Origin of the sequence: Treponema sp. UBA7567, assembly GCF_002476655.1 — a bacterium.
Taxonomy (GTDB): domain Bacteria; phylum Spirochaetota; class Spirochaetia; order Treponematales; family Treponemataceae; genus Treponema_D.
Genome location: NZ_DLLH01000052.1, coordinates 1 through 14,486, shown reverse-complemented (window position 1 = coordinate 14,486; position 14,486 = coordinate 1). Strand labels below are relative to the sequence as shown.

The window sequence follows — 14,486 nt, the reverse complement described above, 5'->3', positions numbered from 1 at the left end:
TGGCGGTTGTTTTTGGCTTTGATTCTGTTTGAGCTTGCGGAACAGCTGTTTTTTCCGCTTTTTCGTTTCTGTTATTTTCGTTTAACTGCTCTGCCGTGTAAATGTTTTGAGGTGTAACCTGCGAAACGGCATTTGGGTTTGTTTTGAGCGCATTTAAGTCGATTGTTGTGGTTGTTCCTGTTCCATAAACGAGAGCGCTGTCTGTAAATACGGTTACATTTTTTGCGTTGATTGGATTTTCGTTTGGAGAAGAGCTTTCGTTCTGCTGATTTGTGTTTTGAGCGAACTGTTTTTGAGGTTCAATGCCGGTCTGTGCAATTGCATTTGCGTTTGACTGCGGCAAAGGCTGAACCGCATCCTGATCTGTGGTCTGTGAGTTGCTGTTTAATGTCTGATTGTTTTCTGCAAAAATTGATGAATCTGGAACTTTTGCAGAAGAAACCCAGCCGTCAGCAGGATTTGAGTAAGTTTGAGATGCGCCTGTTTTTTGAAAGGAAAGCAAAAGGGCAGCGCCTGCGACTACCAATAAAAATATACCTGATGCAGCGACAATCCATAAAGTTTTTTTCTGTTCCATAATATTTTAGCTCCCGATACAGTGCAATTTTTTCACTATAGTTTTTATCGGAATTTCAAAAAAAATGTTTAGTTTTTTATGAAGATGACTGGAAGTTTTGTTTTTTTATATTCGGAAAGAAGTTTGTTTTGGGTTTTAAAACGTTTTATTATCTGTTTGAGAGGCATTTTGTCGCGGCGTTTTGCGCGTATAAGGCGTTTTATGAATGGTGCAGTGACAAAATAGATTTTTGAGCAAAGCTCCAAAAGTTGCGGCGTCTTGTAAAGGACTGTCGCGTTTAGAAAAATGGTTTTGTTTTTATTCTGCGCGATAAATTCTTTTGCAAGGCGGACAGTTTCCGGATAAACGAGGTCTTCTTGTTTTTTTAGCAAGTCCGGCTGCGCAAAAATCAAGGCGCCGAGCGCACGCCTGTTGAGGCTGCCGTCTTTGTTTTGCAATTCGATTTTTGCTTTTTTTGCGTCTTTCTCAAAGGTTTGGAGAATTTGCGGTGTGAGTTTTTCGATTGCAAGATGTACTGTCTTGTCGAGGTCTAGGGAAACGCATTTTTTGTCCGCAGTTTGCGAGCATAGTTTTTGAGCGGCATAGTTTTTTCCTGCCGCCATCTGTCCGCAAAGACAGATTATTTCCGGCGAGTCAGGAATCAATTTTAAAAAAAAATTTTTGTCAGAAAGTTTTACAATTTTTTTCATAAATTTTCAAAATTAGTGGAATTCGCCCCAGGTTTTTCCGCTTTCTACGCTTACTCTCAAAGGAACATTCAACTGAACTGCGTGTTCCATTTTTTCGGTTATAAGGGCGATTGTGTCGCTTACCGGCTTTTGGCCTTCTGGACATTCAAAAATCAATTCGTCGTGAACCTGAAGCAAAAGCCTTGCTCCTGTCGGATTTTCTTCGAGCGCCTTAGAAACGTCAATCATCGCTTTTTTTACAATGTCTGCCGCGCTTCCTTGAATTGGACTGTTTTTTGCAATGCGGATTGCACCTTCTTTTTCCATTTTGTTTGCAGAATTTATTCCGCGGATCCACCGTCTGCGTCCCATAATCGTTTCGATAAAACCGTTTTTTTCTGCCTGTTCAACGTTTTTGTCAAAAAAATTGCGCACGCCCGAATAGACCATAAAATAGTTTGCAATAAATTCTGAGGCCTGGGTTCTTGAAATTTTCAAGTCCTTTGCCAGCGAAAAAGCGCCCATTCCGTACATTAAACCGAAGTTGAGGGTTTTTGCATTTCTGCGCATTTCTGCCGTTACGCTTTCCATCGGAAGTCCGTAAATCAAGGCGGCCGTCGACTTGTGAACATCGGTTCCTTCGTTGAACGCTTTGCTCAAGTTTTCATCTCCGCTTAAATGGGCGAGGATTACAAGCTCAATCTGAGCATAATCTGCCGAAATCAAGACTTTTCCCTGAGGCGCTGTAAAAGCCGAACGGATTTTTCGTCCTTCTTCCGAGCGAACCGGAATATTTTGCAAATTCGGGTCTTTTGAAGAAAGTCTTCCTGTTGCAGTTCCAGTCTGCATAAAATTTGTGTGAACTCTTCCGGAAGAATCTGCCATTTTCGGCAAAGTTTCAACATAAGTCGAAAGAAGTTTTGCCTTTGCCCGATAATCCAAAATCATTCCAGGAACGCAGTCAAATTCGCGCAAAGATTCCAAGACGTCCGTATCCGTCGAGTATCCGGTCTTTGTTTTTTTGCCCGGCTTGAGTTTTCTTTCGTCAAAAAGAACCGCGCTCAGCTGTTTTGGCGAAGCAATATTGAATTCGTGTCCGACCTGAGCGTAAATTTCTTTTTCTGCCTTTAAAATCTGGGTTTTCAGTTCAATTTCGTAGTTTGCAAGGCAGGTAGAATCCAAATGAATTCCGTCAATTTCCATTTTTGCAAGAACTGGAAGAACCTGCATTTCCATTTTTTCAAAAAGCTCCCAAAGATTTGAGCTTTTTAATTCGTTTTCAAAAAGTTGCCAAAGCTGCAGCGTAAAATCAGAATCTTCCGCGCCGTATTTTGCCGCAACGTCGATTTTTACATCTGCAAAAGTCTGGTCTTTGCCGACAATTTCTTCAAATTCCGTGCCCTTAAGCCCCAGTTTTTGTTCTGCCAGAGTTTCCAGCGCAAAAGGAGATTTTCCAGTTCTGTCAGGTTCCAAAAGCCAAGCCGCAACCATAGTGTCGCAAAGTTTAAAATCCGGACGTTCCCCTGCGCTTTGCGCCGGGTCGGGCTCTTGCTCGACGGGGGCGCTCGCGGCGATCCCTAACGCATTTTTTCCCAAAAGATTAAGTCCGTTGTAAAAAAGCACTTCAATGTCAAACTTTGCATTGTGCATTACAACGGTTGTTTCCGAAAAAAATATTCGCTTTAACTGTTCAAAAGCGTCTTTTTTTGAGATTATTGGCGGAGCAAAGAGGGGATCTTCGTTCAAAATCAAAGGAACGTAAATTCCGCTTCCTTTTTTGTACGCAAGAGAAAATCCCACTAAATTTGCTTCGCGTGTGTTGAGGCTGTCGGTTTCTGTGTCAAATGCGGCAGTTCCGGTTTTTAGAGCTTCGTCTACAAATTTTTTTAATGTCTGCAAATCTGTGCATGCAGAATAATCGCCCCTATTTTTTTTGATTTCTGTTGCAACCTGCGAAAATTGTTTTTTTTGCTCGGAATCTTTTTCGTTTTTTTGGGAAGTTTTCTCGGTTTTTGCTGTTTTTTCGCTGAGTTCAGAATATGTTTTTGCCAGTGCCGGAAGTTCGCGTTTTATCATTTCGCTGCAAAATTCTTCTAAATTAAGTTTTTTTATTTTAAAATTTTCAAGGCAGTCTTCACATCCTGGCTTTAGCTCTTCAATTGGAACATTTTCTTCAAGAGTAATCAGTTTTTTTGAAAGAAAGGCGTTTTCTTTGTCCGAACGGATTTTTTCGCCAATGCTTCCTTTTATCGAGTCTGCGTTTTCGTAAATTTTTTCGAGGCTTCCGTATTCGTTTAAAAGTTTTACCGCAGTTTTTGGACCAACGCCTTTTACTCCAGGAACATTGTCCACGCTGTCGCCCGTAAGGCTTAAAAGATCAAGTATTTTTTCTGGCTTTAAGCCCCATTCGTTTTCGACGTCCTGCTCATCTGCTTCTGCCCAGGTTTTTACCTTGTCTGGCTTCAGCATGTGAATATTTTTGTTTGTGAGTTGCTGCAAATCTTTGTCAGCGCTCAAAATCAGACAATGCTGTCCTTTTTTGTCGCACTGCCTTGCAATTGTTGCAACTACATCGTCTGCTTCGTAGCCGTCAACTCTCAAAACTGGAATTCCAAGCACTTTTAAACATTCCTCAATCATTGGGAACTGCGCTTTTAGCTCTTCCGGAGTTTTTTGCCTTGTTGCCTTGTAATCTTTGTATGCAAGATGCCGGAAAGTCGGCGTCCGGCTGTCCATTGCCGCAATAAAATACTTTGGCTTAAAATTCTTTATTAAAATGCTTAAATTTCTAAAAAAACCAAAAACTGCGCTTATGTTCTGTCCTTTTGAATCTGTCAGCGGCCGGCTAAAAAAAGCATAATATTCTCTAAAAATTAAACCGTAGCTGTCCAGAATAAAAACTGTGTTTTCGTCAATAAAATTTGCCATTCGTGTTTACCTTAAAATAAAATTTTTTCTATTAAAGTATAAATGTTATTAAGAAAAACTTGAACTGATTTTTAGAGGCCGGCCTTCCATTTCGACTGTTATGTCTGCAATTTCCTTTGCTTCTGATTTTTCGTGCGTTACAAAGATTACTGTTTTTGGACTTTCGCTCAAGAGTTTTTTTAGGGTTTGCTCGAGGGATTTTTTGATTTTTTCGTCCAGCGACTGAAAGGCTTCGTCCAAAAGCAAAATTTTTGACGGAAAAGCGAACGATCGGGCCATTGCAACTCTCTGTTTTTCGCCGCCGCTCAAATTTTGAGTTTTTTCGTCTTTGCGCTCAAATAATCCTGTGGCTTTTAAATATTTTTCTGCAATTTCTTCTGCTTTTTTTGCTCCGAAAATATTAAAAAGAGGCAGAAAAACGTTTTGAAAAACCGTGAGAGAAGGCAAAAGCCGCGGTTCCTGAAACAAAAACGAAACTTCCGGGTTTGTAAGCGCAATTTGCGTCAAAAGCGTTGTTTTTCCGCTTCCGCTCGGCGCAAGAATTGCCGTAATTTTGTTTTTTTGGAATTCATAATTGAAATTTTCAAATAAAAGTTTATTGCCTTTTTTTATCGTAAGGTTTTTGATTTTGACAGAAGTTGAATTCTGTTCTGTTTGATTTTTTTCGCAAGATTTTTTTTGAAAAGATTCTGTTTTTTTGTTTTTTGATATTTTTTTTGAAAAATCCGGAGAAGTCAGGGTCAAAAAAAGTCTGTCAAACGCTTTATGCAAAATTTTTTCAAAGGCGAACGAAAGAAAAACGAGCATAATTGTAGTTGCAAGAAGAGCTGAGCTTTCGAGCTGGACCTGCGCATTCTGTAAAATTGCTCCGAGCGCTTTTTTTGGAATGCTCAAAACTTCTGCTGCGGCGACAACTTTCCAGCTCATTCCAAAAGTTGAAAAAATTCCGCTTTCGATAAAATTCTGGAGTTTTGGAAGGACGATAAAACGGATTTTTTGAAATTTTGTGAGCTTAAAGACTTTTGCCATAAAAAAAAGTTTTTTGTCTTCTGCGTTAAAATCAAGTCCAGAACTTACAGCAGCGGTCATAACCGGAAAAGCCATTAAAACTGCGCTAAAAATCGGCACAAAATCTGAATTAAATACAAAAACCGCAAGCAAAATAAACGAGACTGCAGGAACTGAACGGATTAAGGAAAGCGGAAAAGCTATAAATGCCTTAAAAAGCGGGAAAATTCCGGAAAGAACTCCGGCAGTAATTCCCAAAAAAACAGAGATAAAAAAGCCCGCAAAAACGCGGAGCGAAGAAAAAAGCGTGCTCTGCCAAAAGTCTCGTGTCGCGCACAGTTCAAAAAATTTAGAAATAGTTGCCGTAAATGTCGGAAAAACGAGAGGATTTTTTGCAAGAACGGCACAAATTTGCCACAAAAATGCGAAACTCAGGATTGAAATAAAATTTACAGTTTTTTTGTTCATTTTAGAGAAAAATAAAAATCGTCGTCAGGAAGTTTTCCTCCGGTTGACTGCGGAGATTCCTGTAAAAAAACAGAAAGAATTGATTCAATCTGCTTTTTTGCCGTCAGCGAATCCTGCCAGATAAAATTTGCGTTCGGAATTGACTTTTCTGCAACATTCGCTTTTAACCCAAAATTTGCTTTTTCTGCAAGAATTCCTGCTTCCTTTGGATTTTTTACAGTCCACTCGTTCGATTTTGCGTAGAGAGCGGCAATTTTTTTTATGAGCTTTTTGTTGTTTTTTGCAAAATCTGCATTTGCGACTAAAAGTGTCATTGGAAAAGTTTTTTCTGTAAGTTTTTCGTATTCTGCCTGAATATTTAAAATGCGTTTGACTTGCGGAGACTTTGTCTGGGCAACTGTTGCAAAAGGTTCCGGAACGAGAGCAAACTCGATTTTGTCCGAGATTAAGGCCGCGGCGATGTTTGCGTTAGGAATTGAAAAATCCAGATTTACCTGATTTTTCAGTCCGTTTTTTGAAAGCAGATATTTTAAAATGAATTCGGGAGTCGCGCCTTGTCCTGCGCATTGCACTGTTTTGCCTTTGAGCGATTCCAGAGAAAAATTTTGCGGAAAGCCGTTTTTTGAGAGAAGATAAAGGTTTCCGTTTCCTGTAACTCCAAGGCAGACGATTTTTTTGTTTGAAGAATTAAAGACTTTTGCAGCAATGTTTGGAGGAAGAAAACCTATGTCTAGCTCTCCTTTTAAAAGTTTTGGAAGTTCTGTTTGAACAGAAGCGCAGTTTTCAAAGGCGAGATTTTTGACTTCGGAACTGTTTTTGTTTTCTATTAAATAAGCGCATGGAATTGCAGAAGGTCCGTTTAGAACTCCTATGCGCACTTGTTTTTGCTTTGCAAATGTTGAAAAAACTGATGATAAAATAACAGAAACTGTCAAAATTTTCTTTATTTTTTGTGAATTTAAATTTTTGAAAATTTTCATAAAAAACTCCGTAAATGTACGCCGGATTGCAGCGGCGCAAGGCGTTTTTAGGCGGCGGTTGCGCTTTTGCGAAAGCGTCGCCTTAAAATGAAGCGGAACCGCGAAAAGCCGGTTTTTGAATGGACTGGAACTTCGGAGCAAGAAAATATGCGGTACTTTAGGAAGTCTTCGTCCAAATTTTAAATTTGCTCTTTTGCAATTTTTTCCATGTCGGCTTTTTTAGGAATTCCGTCTGCATCTGGTTTTGAGCCGGAATTTGCATAAAGAGTTAAAAGTCCGTTGCCCAAATTTGGGTTTGTGATTACTCCTGGACCTGCAATGCAGCCTCCTTCGCAGGCCATAACTTCGATTAAATTAGGGCAGTTTTCTGGCTGAGGAAGTTCTCCTGCGCTGATTTTTCCGTAATTTGAAAGAATTTTTATTTGGTCTTTTGTTAGTCCGTTGATTACGAGCGGGCGGAGAATTGACTGGTCTTTGAGGCGAATTTTTACGCTCTGTGCAACGCCGCCACTTTTTGCAAAATTTCTGCCGGAAACTGTAGGAACGTATTTTTCTGGTTTTTCCGGAGATTTTGAAGGTTCGATTTGTTTTGCCGCAAAGAGAGCGTTTATTTCGTCAACTGTAAGAACATAGTCCACTGTGTCTGAATCCATGCCTTCGCGTTTTTTTGCAAGACAAGGACCGACAAAAACTGTAACGCAGTCTGGATCGGCTTTTTTTGCAAGCATGGCTGTGTAAATCATTGGAGATTTTGTTTCGGAAACGCATTTTGCCAGCTGGGGAATATGGATTTGAACGGCGCGTACATAGGCCGGGCAGCAGCTTGTTGTCATGATTTTGTCTCCGCTCTTCATCCTTTCTGAAAATTCTTCGGCTTCGCTGTCGGCTGTCATGTCTGCTCCGGCGGCAACTTCCCAGACTTTGCTAAATCCTGCCTCTAAAAGAGCGCCGTTGAGTTGTCCGGGTTTTAAGCCTTTGAACTGTGCTCCGATTGCAGGCGCGTACATGGCGACTACTTTTTTGCCTTCCATTATATTTTTTATAACGTCAAAAAGCTGGGATTTTGCCATCATTGCGCCGAAGGGACAGTTTGCCATGCATTTTCCGCAGAAAATACATTTTTCGTAGTCGATTTGTTCCCTTCCTTCCGAATCTTTTGCAATCGCTCCGACCGGGCAGGCTTCTTCGCAGGGAACAACTGTTTTTATGATTGCGTGGTATGGACAATTTTTTAGGCAGAGACCGCAGTTTATGCATTTTGAAGTGTCGATTTTTGCCCTGCCGGTAACTTCAATTGCCTGACGCGGACAGTTCATCTTGCATGGACGGGCAAGACAGGCCTGGCAGGCGTCTGTCACAAAGTGATGAGGTTTTGCACAAGCGTTGCAGGCGTTTTTGTACATTGTTAAAACCGGCCAAGTTGGTTTTTGTCGGCGGAATGCCTGCTTTACGTAATCTGCGAGCGGCTTTTGAGGGTCGTAGTCTTCGAGTGAAAATCCGAGGTCTGCAACGATGCGGGCACGGACAATGCTTCTGTCGTTTTCGAGCGAGCCTGTAACAGGAATTGTTCCGTCTGGAACAACTTTTTCTGGAATAAGTTCAATCTGGCTGACTGTTTTTGAATCTGAAAGTTTTCCTTCTAACTGCAATTTTACAATTTCGGCAAGGACATTTTTTTTAAGAATTGCCATGTTGTTGTTTGTGTTAAGCATAAAAGTTACCTCATTATTTTATAGTGTATCACTTTTTTTAAGACTTTGAAGTTTTTATAAAACGATATTTGAAAAAACTGTTTAAAAAATGCTTTGATTTTATTTAAACCGAATGTTATTTACCTATTGTGTGATGCGGAAGAAATTTGTTCTTGATATAATACATCTTATGATTAGAGAAGAAATTAAAGATGAAGAATTGTTAAAACACTTGAAGTCTATTCACAAAGACGAAATGACTATTTTTGTTATGGCTGACGGCCGGGTGCGCGGCGCTTTTTTGAATGGAACCCGGCTTGTGAATCAAATGCGCGCCAACCAGCATCTTGGAATTCTTGAAACTCTCGTGCTTGGCCAGGCTGAACTTTGCGCAGCGCTTATGATTCCTACGATGAAAGGCAGGGAACACGTTTCTCTGCACTACGAGTCTAACGGTCCTGCCGTTGGTTTTGGAGTTGAAGCGGATTCTTCTGGATATGTGCGTGGACATTTGCTTCAAAATCCAATTCCTGTCGAAAAACCTCTTGAAAACTGGGATCTTGCTCCATTTTTTGGAGAAGGCACTTTGACTGTCCGGAGAATGGGCGAGGGAATGAAGGCTCCGCAGGTTGGAATGACAGAAATTCTCTACAAAAACATTGCAAAGGATTTGACTCATTATTTTGCTCAGAGTGAGCAGATTCACACCGCTTTTAACACCAGCATCCAGTTTGACAGACAAGGACGTGTAATTGGAGCAGGCGGAATGTTTCTTCAGGCTCTTCCAAAGGCAGGCGGAAAATCTTCTGTAAAAACTGAGCAGGTTGAAAACGACATTGACTCAAAGGATGATGAAGATGAGGAGCTCCTTATAAGGGTTGAAAATGCCTTTAGCGCAATGCCGTCAATTGGAAAATGGTTTAGCGACGGCGGCGACATGGAAGACGTAATTTACGGACTTTTCAGGGAATTTAATCCGACGGCAGTTTTGAGCCGCGAAATTATTTTTGACTGTCCTTGCAGCGCAGAGTATTACGCACGGCAGATTAAGGCTCTTCCAAAAAATGAACTTGCCGATATTCTTGCAAACGATCCTGATCCATTGGAAATTGTCTGCCACAACTGCGGTTCAACTTATAAAATTCCAAAATCGATGCTTGTGTAAGTTATGATTCTGTAAGAATCTGCCGATACTGTCGATAGAAAGCCTCTGAAAATTTATATTTTGAGGTTGCTCTGTAATTAAATAGAAACTCTGGGCTTTTTGTCTGGTCGAAAAGAGGGTTGTATGTTTAAAGCGCGTAGACGAATTGGTCTTACTCTGGTTTATATTTTTCTTTCGTTGATATTTCTTTCTCTGGCTGTTTTTCTTGTGCCGCAGACTAAAATTAACGACTTTGTTGATTATTCAAATACGTTTCCTACGACCGTAACTGCGGTTTTGTTCTGTGTTTTAATCATGATTGCAAGTACGCTTTATTCGATGGTTCGTCTGCATCTTGAAAAAAGCACGATGAGAAGCGGCGAAACTGCTTTTTTGACGGAATTTACCGATAAGCTGCGTCTGTGCTATTCAATGGAAGATTTTTACAACCTGATTGCAGATGTTTTGGAAGTAAAGGCCGACTGTTCTGTTTTGTACATTAACCGTATGACAAATTACGTTCTCTACAATTCACCAAACCGGCTTAGTTCAGATCCTGCGAGAATGGAACTGCTCGAAAGAAATTATTCGATTGACTGGGAAGAGGGAACTTTCTTTTTAGGCGACAATTTCGGTATTGTTTCTAAAAGCCGTAAGTCGCGGGGTTTTTTCATTTCGTCTAAGGGTTTTCATTTTTTTGTTTTTTGTCGTTACACAAAATATTTTGATATGGAAGTTTTTCCAAGGCTTTACGAGGAATTGGGACGTTTTCAGCTGCGCGCGGAAACTATTTCCAGTCTTTCTGAAATTTCTGAGCTTTCAAAGGAATGGGAGCAGCTTGCAGAAACTCAGCGTGCCTTTTTGCCGCAGAGAATGCCGGAAGTTGACAGGGTTAAACTTGCCGCATATTTCCGTCCGCTGATAAATGTTTCTGGAGACTATTATACGGTTCTTCCGATTGACGAGCACAAAACTCTTGTAATGCTTGGAGACGTTTCTGGAAAAGGTCTTGCGGCGGCCCTCGTCATGGGACTTGTAATGAACACGGTAAAAATCAAGGAAAACAAGGAAGATTTGCCGGGCATGATTATGGCGATCGACAAATCCATTAAAGACATGCACCTTCAGGATAAATATACTGTTTTGTTCATTGGAATCATCGACACTCAAAAAATGACAATTCGCTATGTAAACGCTTCTATGTCCGATCCGATTATTGTAACCCGTTCTCCGGACGGCTATAGAATAAAATCTCTTTCTTCAAACTGTCCGATTGTCGGAATTATTCCTATTGACGAAGTTGAAGTAAGCGAACAGCGTCTTTTTTCCGGAGACCTTATTATGATGGCAAGTGACGGTGTTTCTGAAGTTATGAATGCGGACAAAGTTGAATTGGGTGATACACAGCTATTTACTGATACGATAAAAAAAAGCGCCTCTAAAGAGCCGCGCGAGTTCATAAAAGATATTACGGATCTTGTTTTTAGTTATAATGCGGATACTCGCCTTCACGATGACCTTACAATGCTCGTTGCAAAACTTCAGGGCTAGGAGAAATTGTTATGATTTATGTTGTTCTAAACCTTGTAATGGCGGCTTTTGCCGTTGGCCTTGCATTTTATATCGATCACCGTTCTGCAGAAAACGTAAATAATCCTCTTACGACAATGTGCGTTTATCTTGCAGTTTCTTGTGTTGCAATAGCTCTTATGTTATGGTCTACTTTTTACGCATCAGACCGAATGCCTCTTCTGTTTTTCCGCCTTGCTCTTATTGCGGCAACAGTTTATTCAATTGATTTTTGTGTTTACTGTATTTTGTTTCCTTCTTATAACCGTCCAGCTGTTGTAAAGACGATAAAATGGGGGTTGGTTCTGGTTTCTGTTTGGTTTGTCTTTACTCAGATTACCGGAATTACAATTACAGAATTTCTTGGTTTAAGCGTTGATTCTAAGCCTCTTTTTAAAGGACAGCTTACAAACTATTTTCCTGTAACTTGGTTTGAAGTTTTTCAGGCGCTTCTTTTGATTGGATGTCCTGTTCTTTCCGTTTTAATTATGATTTTGCGTGCAGAAAACCGCGATGACCGTCTTAACATGCAGAAGTCGCTTTTGAACGTGCTTGCGCTTGTTGCCGGCTGGATTTCTTTTTGGGTAATCAAGCAGGCCTGCGGGCGCGTTCCAATGTTTTCTTCTCTTGTTTTTGTTGCAGTCGCAGTTATTCAGGTACTCCTTTCTTATAATTCTCATCAGAACTTTCTGTACGATTTAAAATATGTAGTCGGTGTTTTTGTTACTTTTATTTCCTGCTATCTTGCTCCTGCCGTTGTTGTTGGAATTTTCTTTCCGCGTTTGTGGCCGGAATTTGCCCTGTCGCACTTTGTCTTCTTTTTGGAAATCGGCATTGTAATTGTAGTCTGTATTACAATTTCTTATCAAATTTCGAAATTCCTTGCGAAAAAACAGTATTTCCGCTCTTTCCAGTATGCTGAAGTTTTTGAAGAGCAGCTATCTAAGCTCGACTATGGTGAAGATCCGGAAAAAATTGTTCACGATATGCAGAATATTTTTATTCACAACCTTGGTCTGTCGAAAATGCACGTTTTTGTAGAAAGCGAAAATATTCTCAAGGCGATTTATGAGCAAAACGGAAGTCCGGAACTCACCCTCGACATAAAAAATGCTGTTTTTGACGCAATGCTCAACCAAAACCGCATGGTTGTTTTAAAAAGTCAGGTTGATAACGGACATCTTTTTGAACGCAACAAGCATGAACTGTTAAAACTTTTTGCGGACACTTCTTCTGAAGCCATAATTCTTCTTGCAGAAGGCCGCCGCATTGTCGGTCTTATTACCCTTGGTCAAAAAGCCGGCGGAAACATCTACGCTGACTACGACTTTATCACGTTTACAAAATTCTATTCTTACTTTTTTGTATTCGGTTATTACATGCGCAATATTTCAAATCAGGCAATTGTCGGAACTGTAAACCGCGAAATCCGTATGTCAAGCCAGATTATTACTTCCATTCAGGAAAACATGGATCCAATTAAGAATCCAAAATACGATACCGGCTACATTATGGAACATGCGCACAATATTGGCGGCGAATTTGTCGATTTAATCCGCCTTTCTGATTCGCGGCATATTTTTATTTTGGGCGACTTGAGCGGGAAAGGAATTTCTGCTTCTATGAGCATGGTAATCATTAAGTCGATTATTCGCACATTCTTGCAGGAAACCCGTGATTTTAAGCTTCTTGTTGAAAAAGTAAACAGGTTTATCCGCTACAATTTGCCAAAAGGAACGTTCTTTGAAGGCGTTTTTGCGCTGCTTGATTTTAATGATGACACAATGTATTACATTAACTGCGGAGTTCCAGCCCTGTTTTTGTACACAAAATCTTATAACAACGTAATTGAAATTCAAGGTGAAGGCCGTGTTCTTGGTTTTGCAAAGGATATTGGAAAACTCATAAAAGTAAAAAAAGTAAAGTTGAATCCAGGCGATGTTATCGTTACCTGTACCGATGGTCTTATCGATTCAAAATCTCTGCGCGGTGAAACCTACGGAAAAGAGCGAATCCAGCGTTCGATTACAGAAAATACTTCCTGCATGGCAAATGTGATGGCTCGCACAATGTACGATTCTGCGGCTGATTTTCTTGCAAAAGAACTTGATGACGATGTTTCGATTCTTGTAATCAAGCGTCTTGCAAATAAGAATTAACGGAGGAAGAATCTAAATGGATGCCTTAAAAGTTGTTGAAAAATTCGGTGCAAATTACGTTCTTTATGAACTTGTCGGTGTCGTAAATTCTTATACTCTTGACGAACTGAAAGGCAAGGTTTATACAGTTGTTGTCGATTCTAACCTTGTGCTTGATTTTTCTTCTGTCGAAGCGATTGATTCTGCGGGAGTCGGTCTTATAATGGGTGGATTTAACGAAGCTGAAGAATTTGATCACCGTCTTTATATAATGAATCCTTCGCCGGTTGTGCGCCAGGCTCTAGATGACACAGGTTTTAGCGATACTTTCTATTTTATACATTCAGTAACTGAGGTTATTTAGCTCTTATGAAAAAATCAGTTTTCTCTTCTTTGTGCGCAATTTTGCTGTTTTTTTGCGGGATTTTTGTTTCTTGCGGACAGAAAAAAAACAAACCTGCAGCAACCGAAAATTTGCAGGCTCAAAATCCAGAGCTTGCAAAATTGAACAGGGTTCTTTCTTCGATGAGCGAACGTGCAAAAAATGTAATTCCAAACGGAAATCCTGAAGAATTCCTGGCAGATTTGCATCGCGTTCTTGAAAGCAGAAAAAATTTTTCTTCGGAAGATTTAAGTCCTTTTTATTTAATCGACAAGCGGCATGCGGTTGGCGCTGATTATGAACCGAAGAATTTAGTTCACCTTGAAAAAAACGATTTATTTGCAATCAATAAAAACAATTTGAGCCTTCGTCCAGAAAGTTTTGAGGCTTTAAAAGTTCTTGCTCAGGCTGCAAAAAATGATGGAATTACGCTGACTGTAAGTTCAACTTACCGTTCCTACGAATATCAGAAAAATCTTTTTGCATATTGGGTAAAAGTTGACGGACTTGAAGAAGCAGAACGCGAAAGTGCGCGCGAAGGAACAAGCCAGCATCAGCTTGGAATGGCCTTGGATTTTGCTCCGGTTGATGACGCCTTTGCAGATACAGTTCCGGGGCAGTGGGTTTACAAGAATGCCGCAAAATACGGCTGGAGCTTGAGTTTTCCGAACGGATATGAAGATATAACAGGTTATCGCTGGGAAAGCTGGCATTTTCGCTACATAGGAGTTGAAGCCTGCGAATTTCAAAAAAAATGGTTTGGCGATGTCCAGCAGTTCATGATGGAATTTCTGGATGCATGGGAAGACAATTAGCTGGGCAAAAACATTTTACATTGTTGACGACCACGAGCTTTTGCGCATCGGCACGATTTCCTACATCGAAAAAAAATCTGGCTGGGTTTGCAAAGGGAATGCCGGCGAGCCTGAACAG

The 14,486-nt window shown here is 40.4% G+C and carries 11 protein-coding genes; 5 read left to right on the top strand and 6 right to left on the bottom strand.

Annotation, left to right across the window (positions count from 1 at the left end):
- The 6 genes from B3Y13_RS06730 to B3Y13_RS06705 form a co-directional block, all read right to left on the bottom strand.
- A partial coding sequence (locus tag B3Y13_RS06730) for a hypothetical protein (protein WP_296693523.1) occupies positions 1–577 on the bottom strand: 577 nt, incomplete at its 3' end.
- A gap of 68 nt (positions 578–645) precedes the next feature.
- A complete protein-coding gene (locus B3Y13_RS06725; RefSeq protein WP_296667567.1) occupies positions 646–1,266 on the bottom strand; it encodes a dephospho-CoA kinase in 621 nt (206 codons plus the stop codon).
- Positions 1,267–1,278: 12 nt separating this feature from the next.
- The gene (gene polA, locus B3Y13_RS06720; RefSeq protein ID WP_296693519.1) at positions 1,279–4,173 is read right to left on the bottom strand and encodes a DNA polymerase I; all 2,895 of its coding nucleotides are present in this window, start codon (positions 4,171–4,173) and stop codon (positions 1,279–1,281) included.
- 48 nt (positions 4,174–4,221) lie between these two features.
- Positions 4,222–5,649 carry an ATP-binding cassette domain-containing protein gene (locus B3Y13_RS06715; RefSeq protein WP_296667572.1) on the bottom strand — a complete coding sequence of 476 codons (1,428 nt, stop codon included), beginning with the start codon at positions 5,647–5,649 and terminating at the stop codon, positions 4,222–4,224.
- Positions 5,646–6,629 (bottom strand): ABC transporter substrate-binding protein, encoded by a 984-nt coding sequence (locus B3Y13_RS06710; RefSeq protein WP_296693516.1) that lies wholly within the window; start codon positions 6,627–6,629, stop codon positions 5,646–5,648. The genes B3Y13_RS06715 and B3Y13_RS06710 overlap by 4 nt, the downstream gene beginning before the upstream one ends.
- A 179-nt stretch (positions 6,630–6,808) precedes the next feature.
- Positions 6,809–8,341, bottom strand: coding sequence for a monomeric [FeFe] hydrogenase (locus B3Y13_RS06705; RefSeq protein WP_296667576.1), 1,533 nt, complete (start codon positions 8,339–8,341; stop codon positions 6,809–6,811).
- 169 nt (positions 8,342–8,510) lie between these two features.
- On the opposite strand from B3Y13_RS06705, the gene B3Y13_RS06700 reads away from it, so the two are divergent.
- The 5 genes from B3Y13_RS06700 (at position 8,511) to B3Y13_RS06680 (ending at position 14,368) form a co-directional block, all read left to right on the top strand.
- Entirely contained in the window at positions 8,511–9,485 is a 975-nt protein-coding gene (locus tag B3Y13_RS06700; RefSeq protein ID WP_296021508.1) for an Hsp33 family molecular chaperone HslO, read from the top strand.
- Between the two features lie 123 nt (positions 9,486–9,608).
- Positions 9,609–11,015, top strand: coding sequence for a PP2C family protein-serine/threonine phosphatase (locus B3Y13_RS06695; protein ID WP_296667578.1), 1,407 nt, complete (start codon positions 9,609–9,611; stop codon positions 11,013–11,015).
- Positions 11,016–11,026: 11 nt separating this feature from the next.
- Complete coding sequence (locus B3Y13_RS06690; RefSeq protein WP_296667580.1) at positions 11,027–13,192, top strand: PP2C family protein-serine/threonine phosphatase; 2,166 nt, start codon at positions 11,027–11,029, stop codon at positions 13,190–13,192.
- A gap of 16 nt (positions 13,193–13,208) precedes the next feature.
- A complete protein-coding gene (locus B3Y13_RS06685) occupies positions 13,209–13,535 on the top strand; it encodes an STAS domain-containing protein (protein ID WP_296021490.1) in 327 nt (108 codons plus the stop codon).
- 5 nt (positions 13,536–13,540) lie between these two features.
- Entirely contained in the window at positions 13,541–14,368 is an 828-nt protein-coding gene (locus tag B3Y13_RS06680) for a M15 family metallopeptidase (protein ID WP_296021484.1), read from the top strand.
- Positions 14,369–14,486: the final 118 nt, after the last annotated feature.

Coding starts and splice junctions, on each gene's coding strand:
- polA (WP_296693519.1), bottom strand. CDS start 4,173: ATGGCAAATTTTATTGACGAAAACACAGTTTTTATTCTGGACAGCTAC.
- B3Y13_RS06710 (WP_296693516.1), bottom strand. CDS start 6,629: ATGAAAATTTTCAAAAATTTAAATTCACAAAAAATAAAGAAAATTTTG.
- B3Y13_RS06695 (WP_296667578.1), top strand. CDS start 9,609: ATGTTTAAAGCGCGTAGACGAATTGGTCTTACTCTGGTTTATATTTTT.
- B3Y13_RS06700 (WP_296021508.1), top strand. CDS start 8,511: ATGATTAGAGAAGAAATTAAAGATGAAGAATTGTTAAAACACTTGAAG.
- B3Y13_RS06685 (WP_296021490.1), top strand. CDS start 13,209: ATGGATGCCTTAAAAGTTGTTGAAAAATTCGGTGCAAATTACGTTCTT.
- B3Y13_RS06705 (WP_296667576.1), bottom strand. CDS start 8,341: ATGCTTAACACAAACAACAACATGGCAATTCTTAAAAAAAATGTCCTT.
- B3Y13_RS06680 (WP_296021484.1), top strand. CDS start 13,541: ATGAAAAAATCAGTTTTCTCTTCTTTGTGCGCAATTTTGCTGTTTTTT.
- B3Y13_RS06690 (WP_296667580.1), top strand. CDS start 11,027: ATGATTTATGTTGTTCTAAACCTTGTAATGGCGGCTTTTGCCGTTGGC.
- B3Y13_RS06715 (WP_296667572.1), bottom strand. CDS start 5,649: ATGAACAAAAAAACTGTAAATTTTATTTCAATCCTGAGTTTCGCATTT.
- B3Y13_RS06725 (WP_296667567.1), bottom strand. CDS start 1,266: ATGAAAAAAATTGTAAAACTTTCTGACAAAAATTTTTTTTTAAAATTG.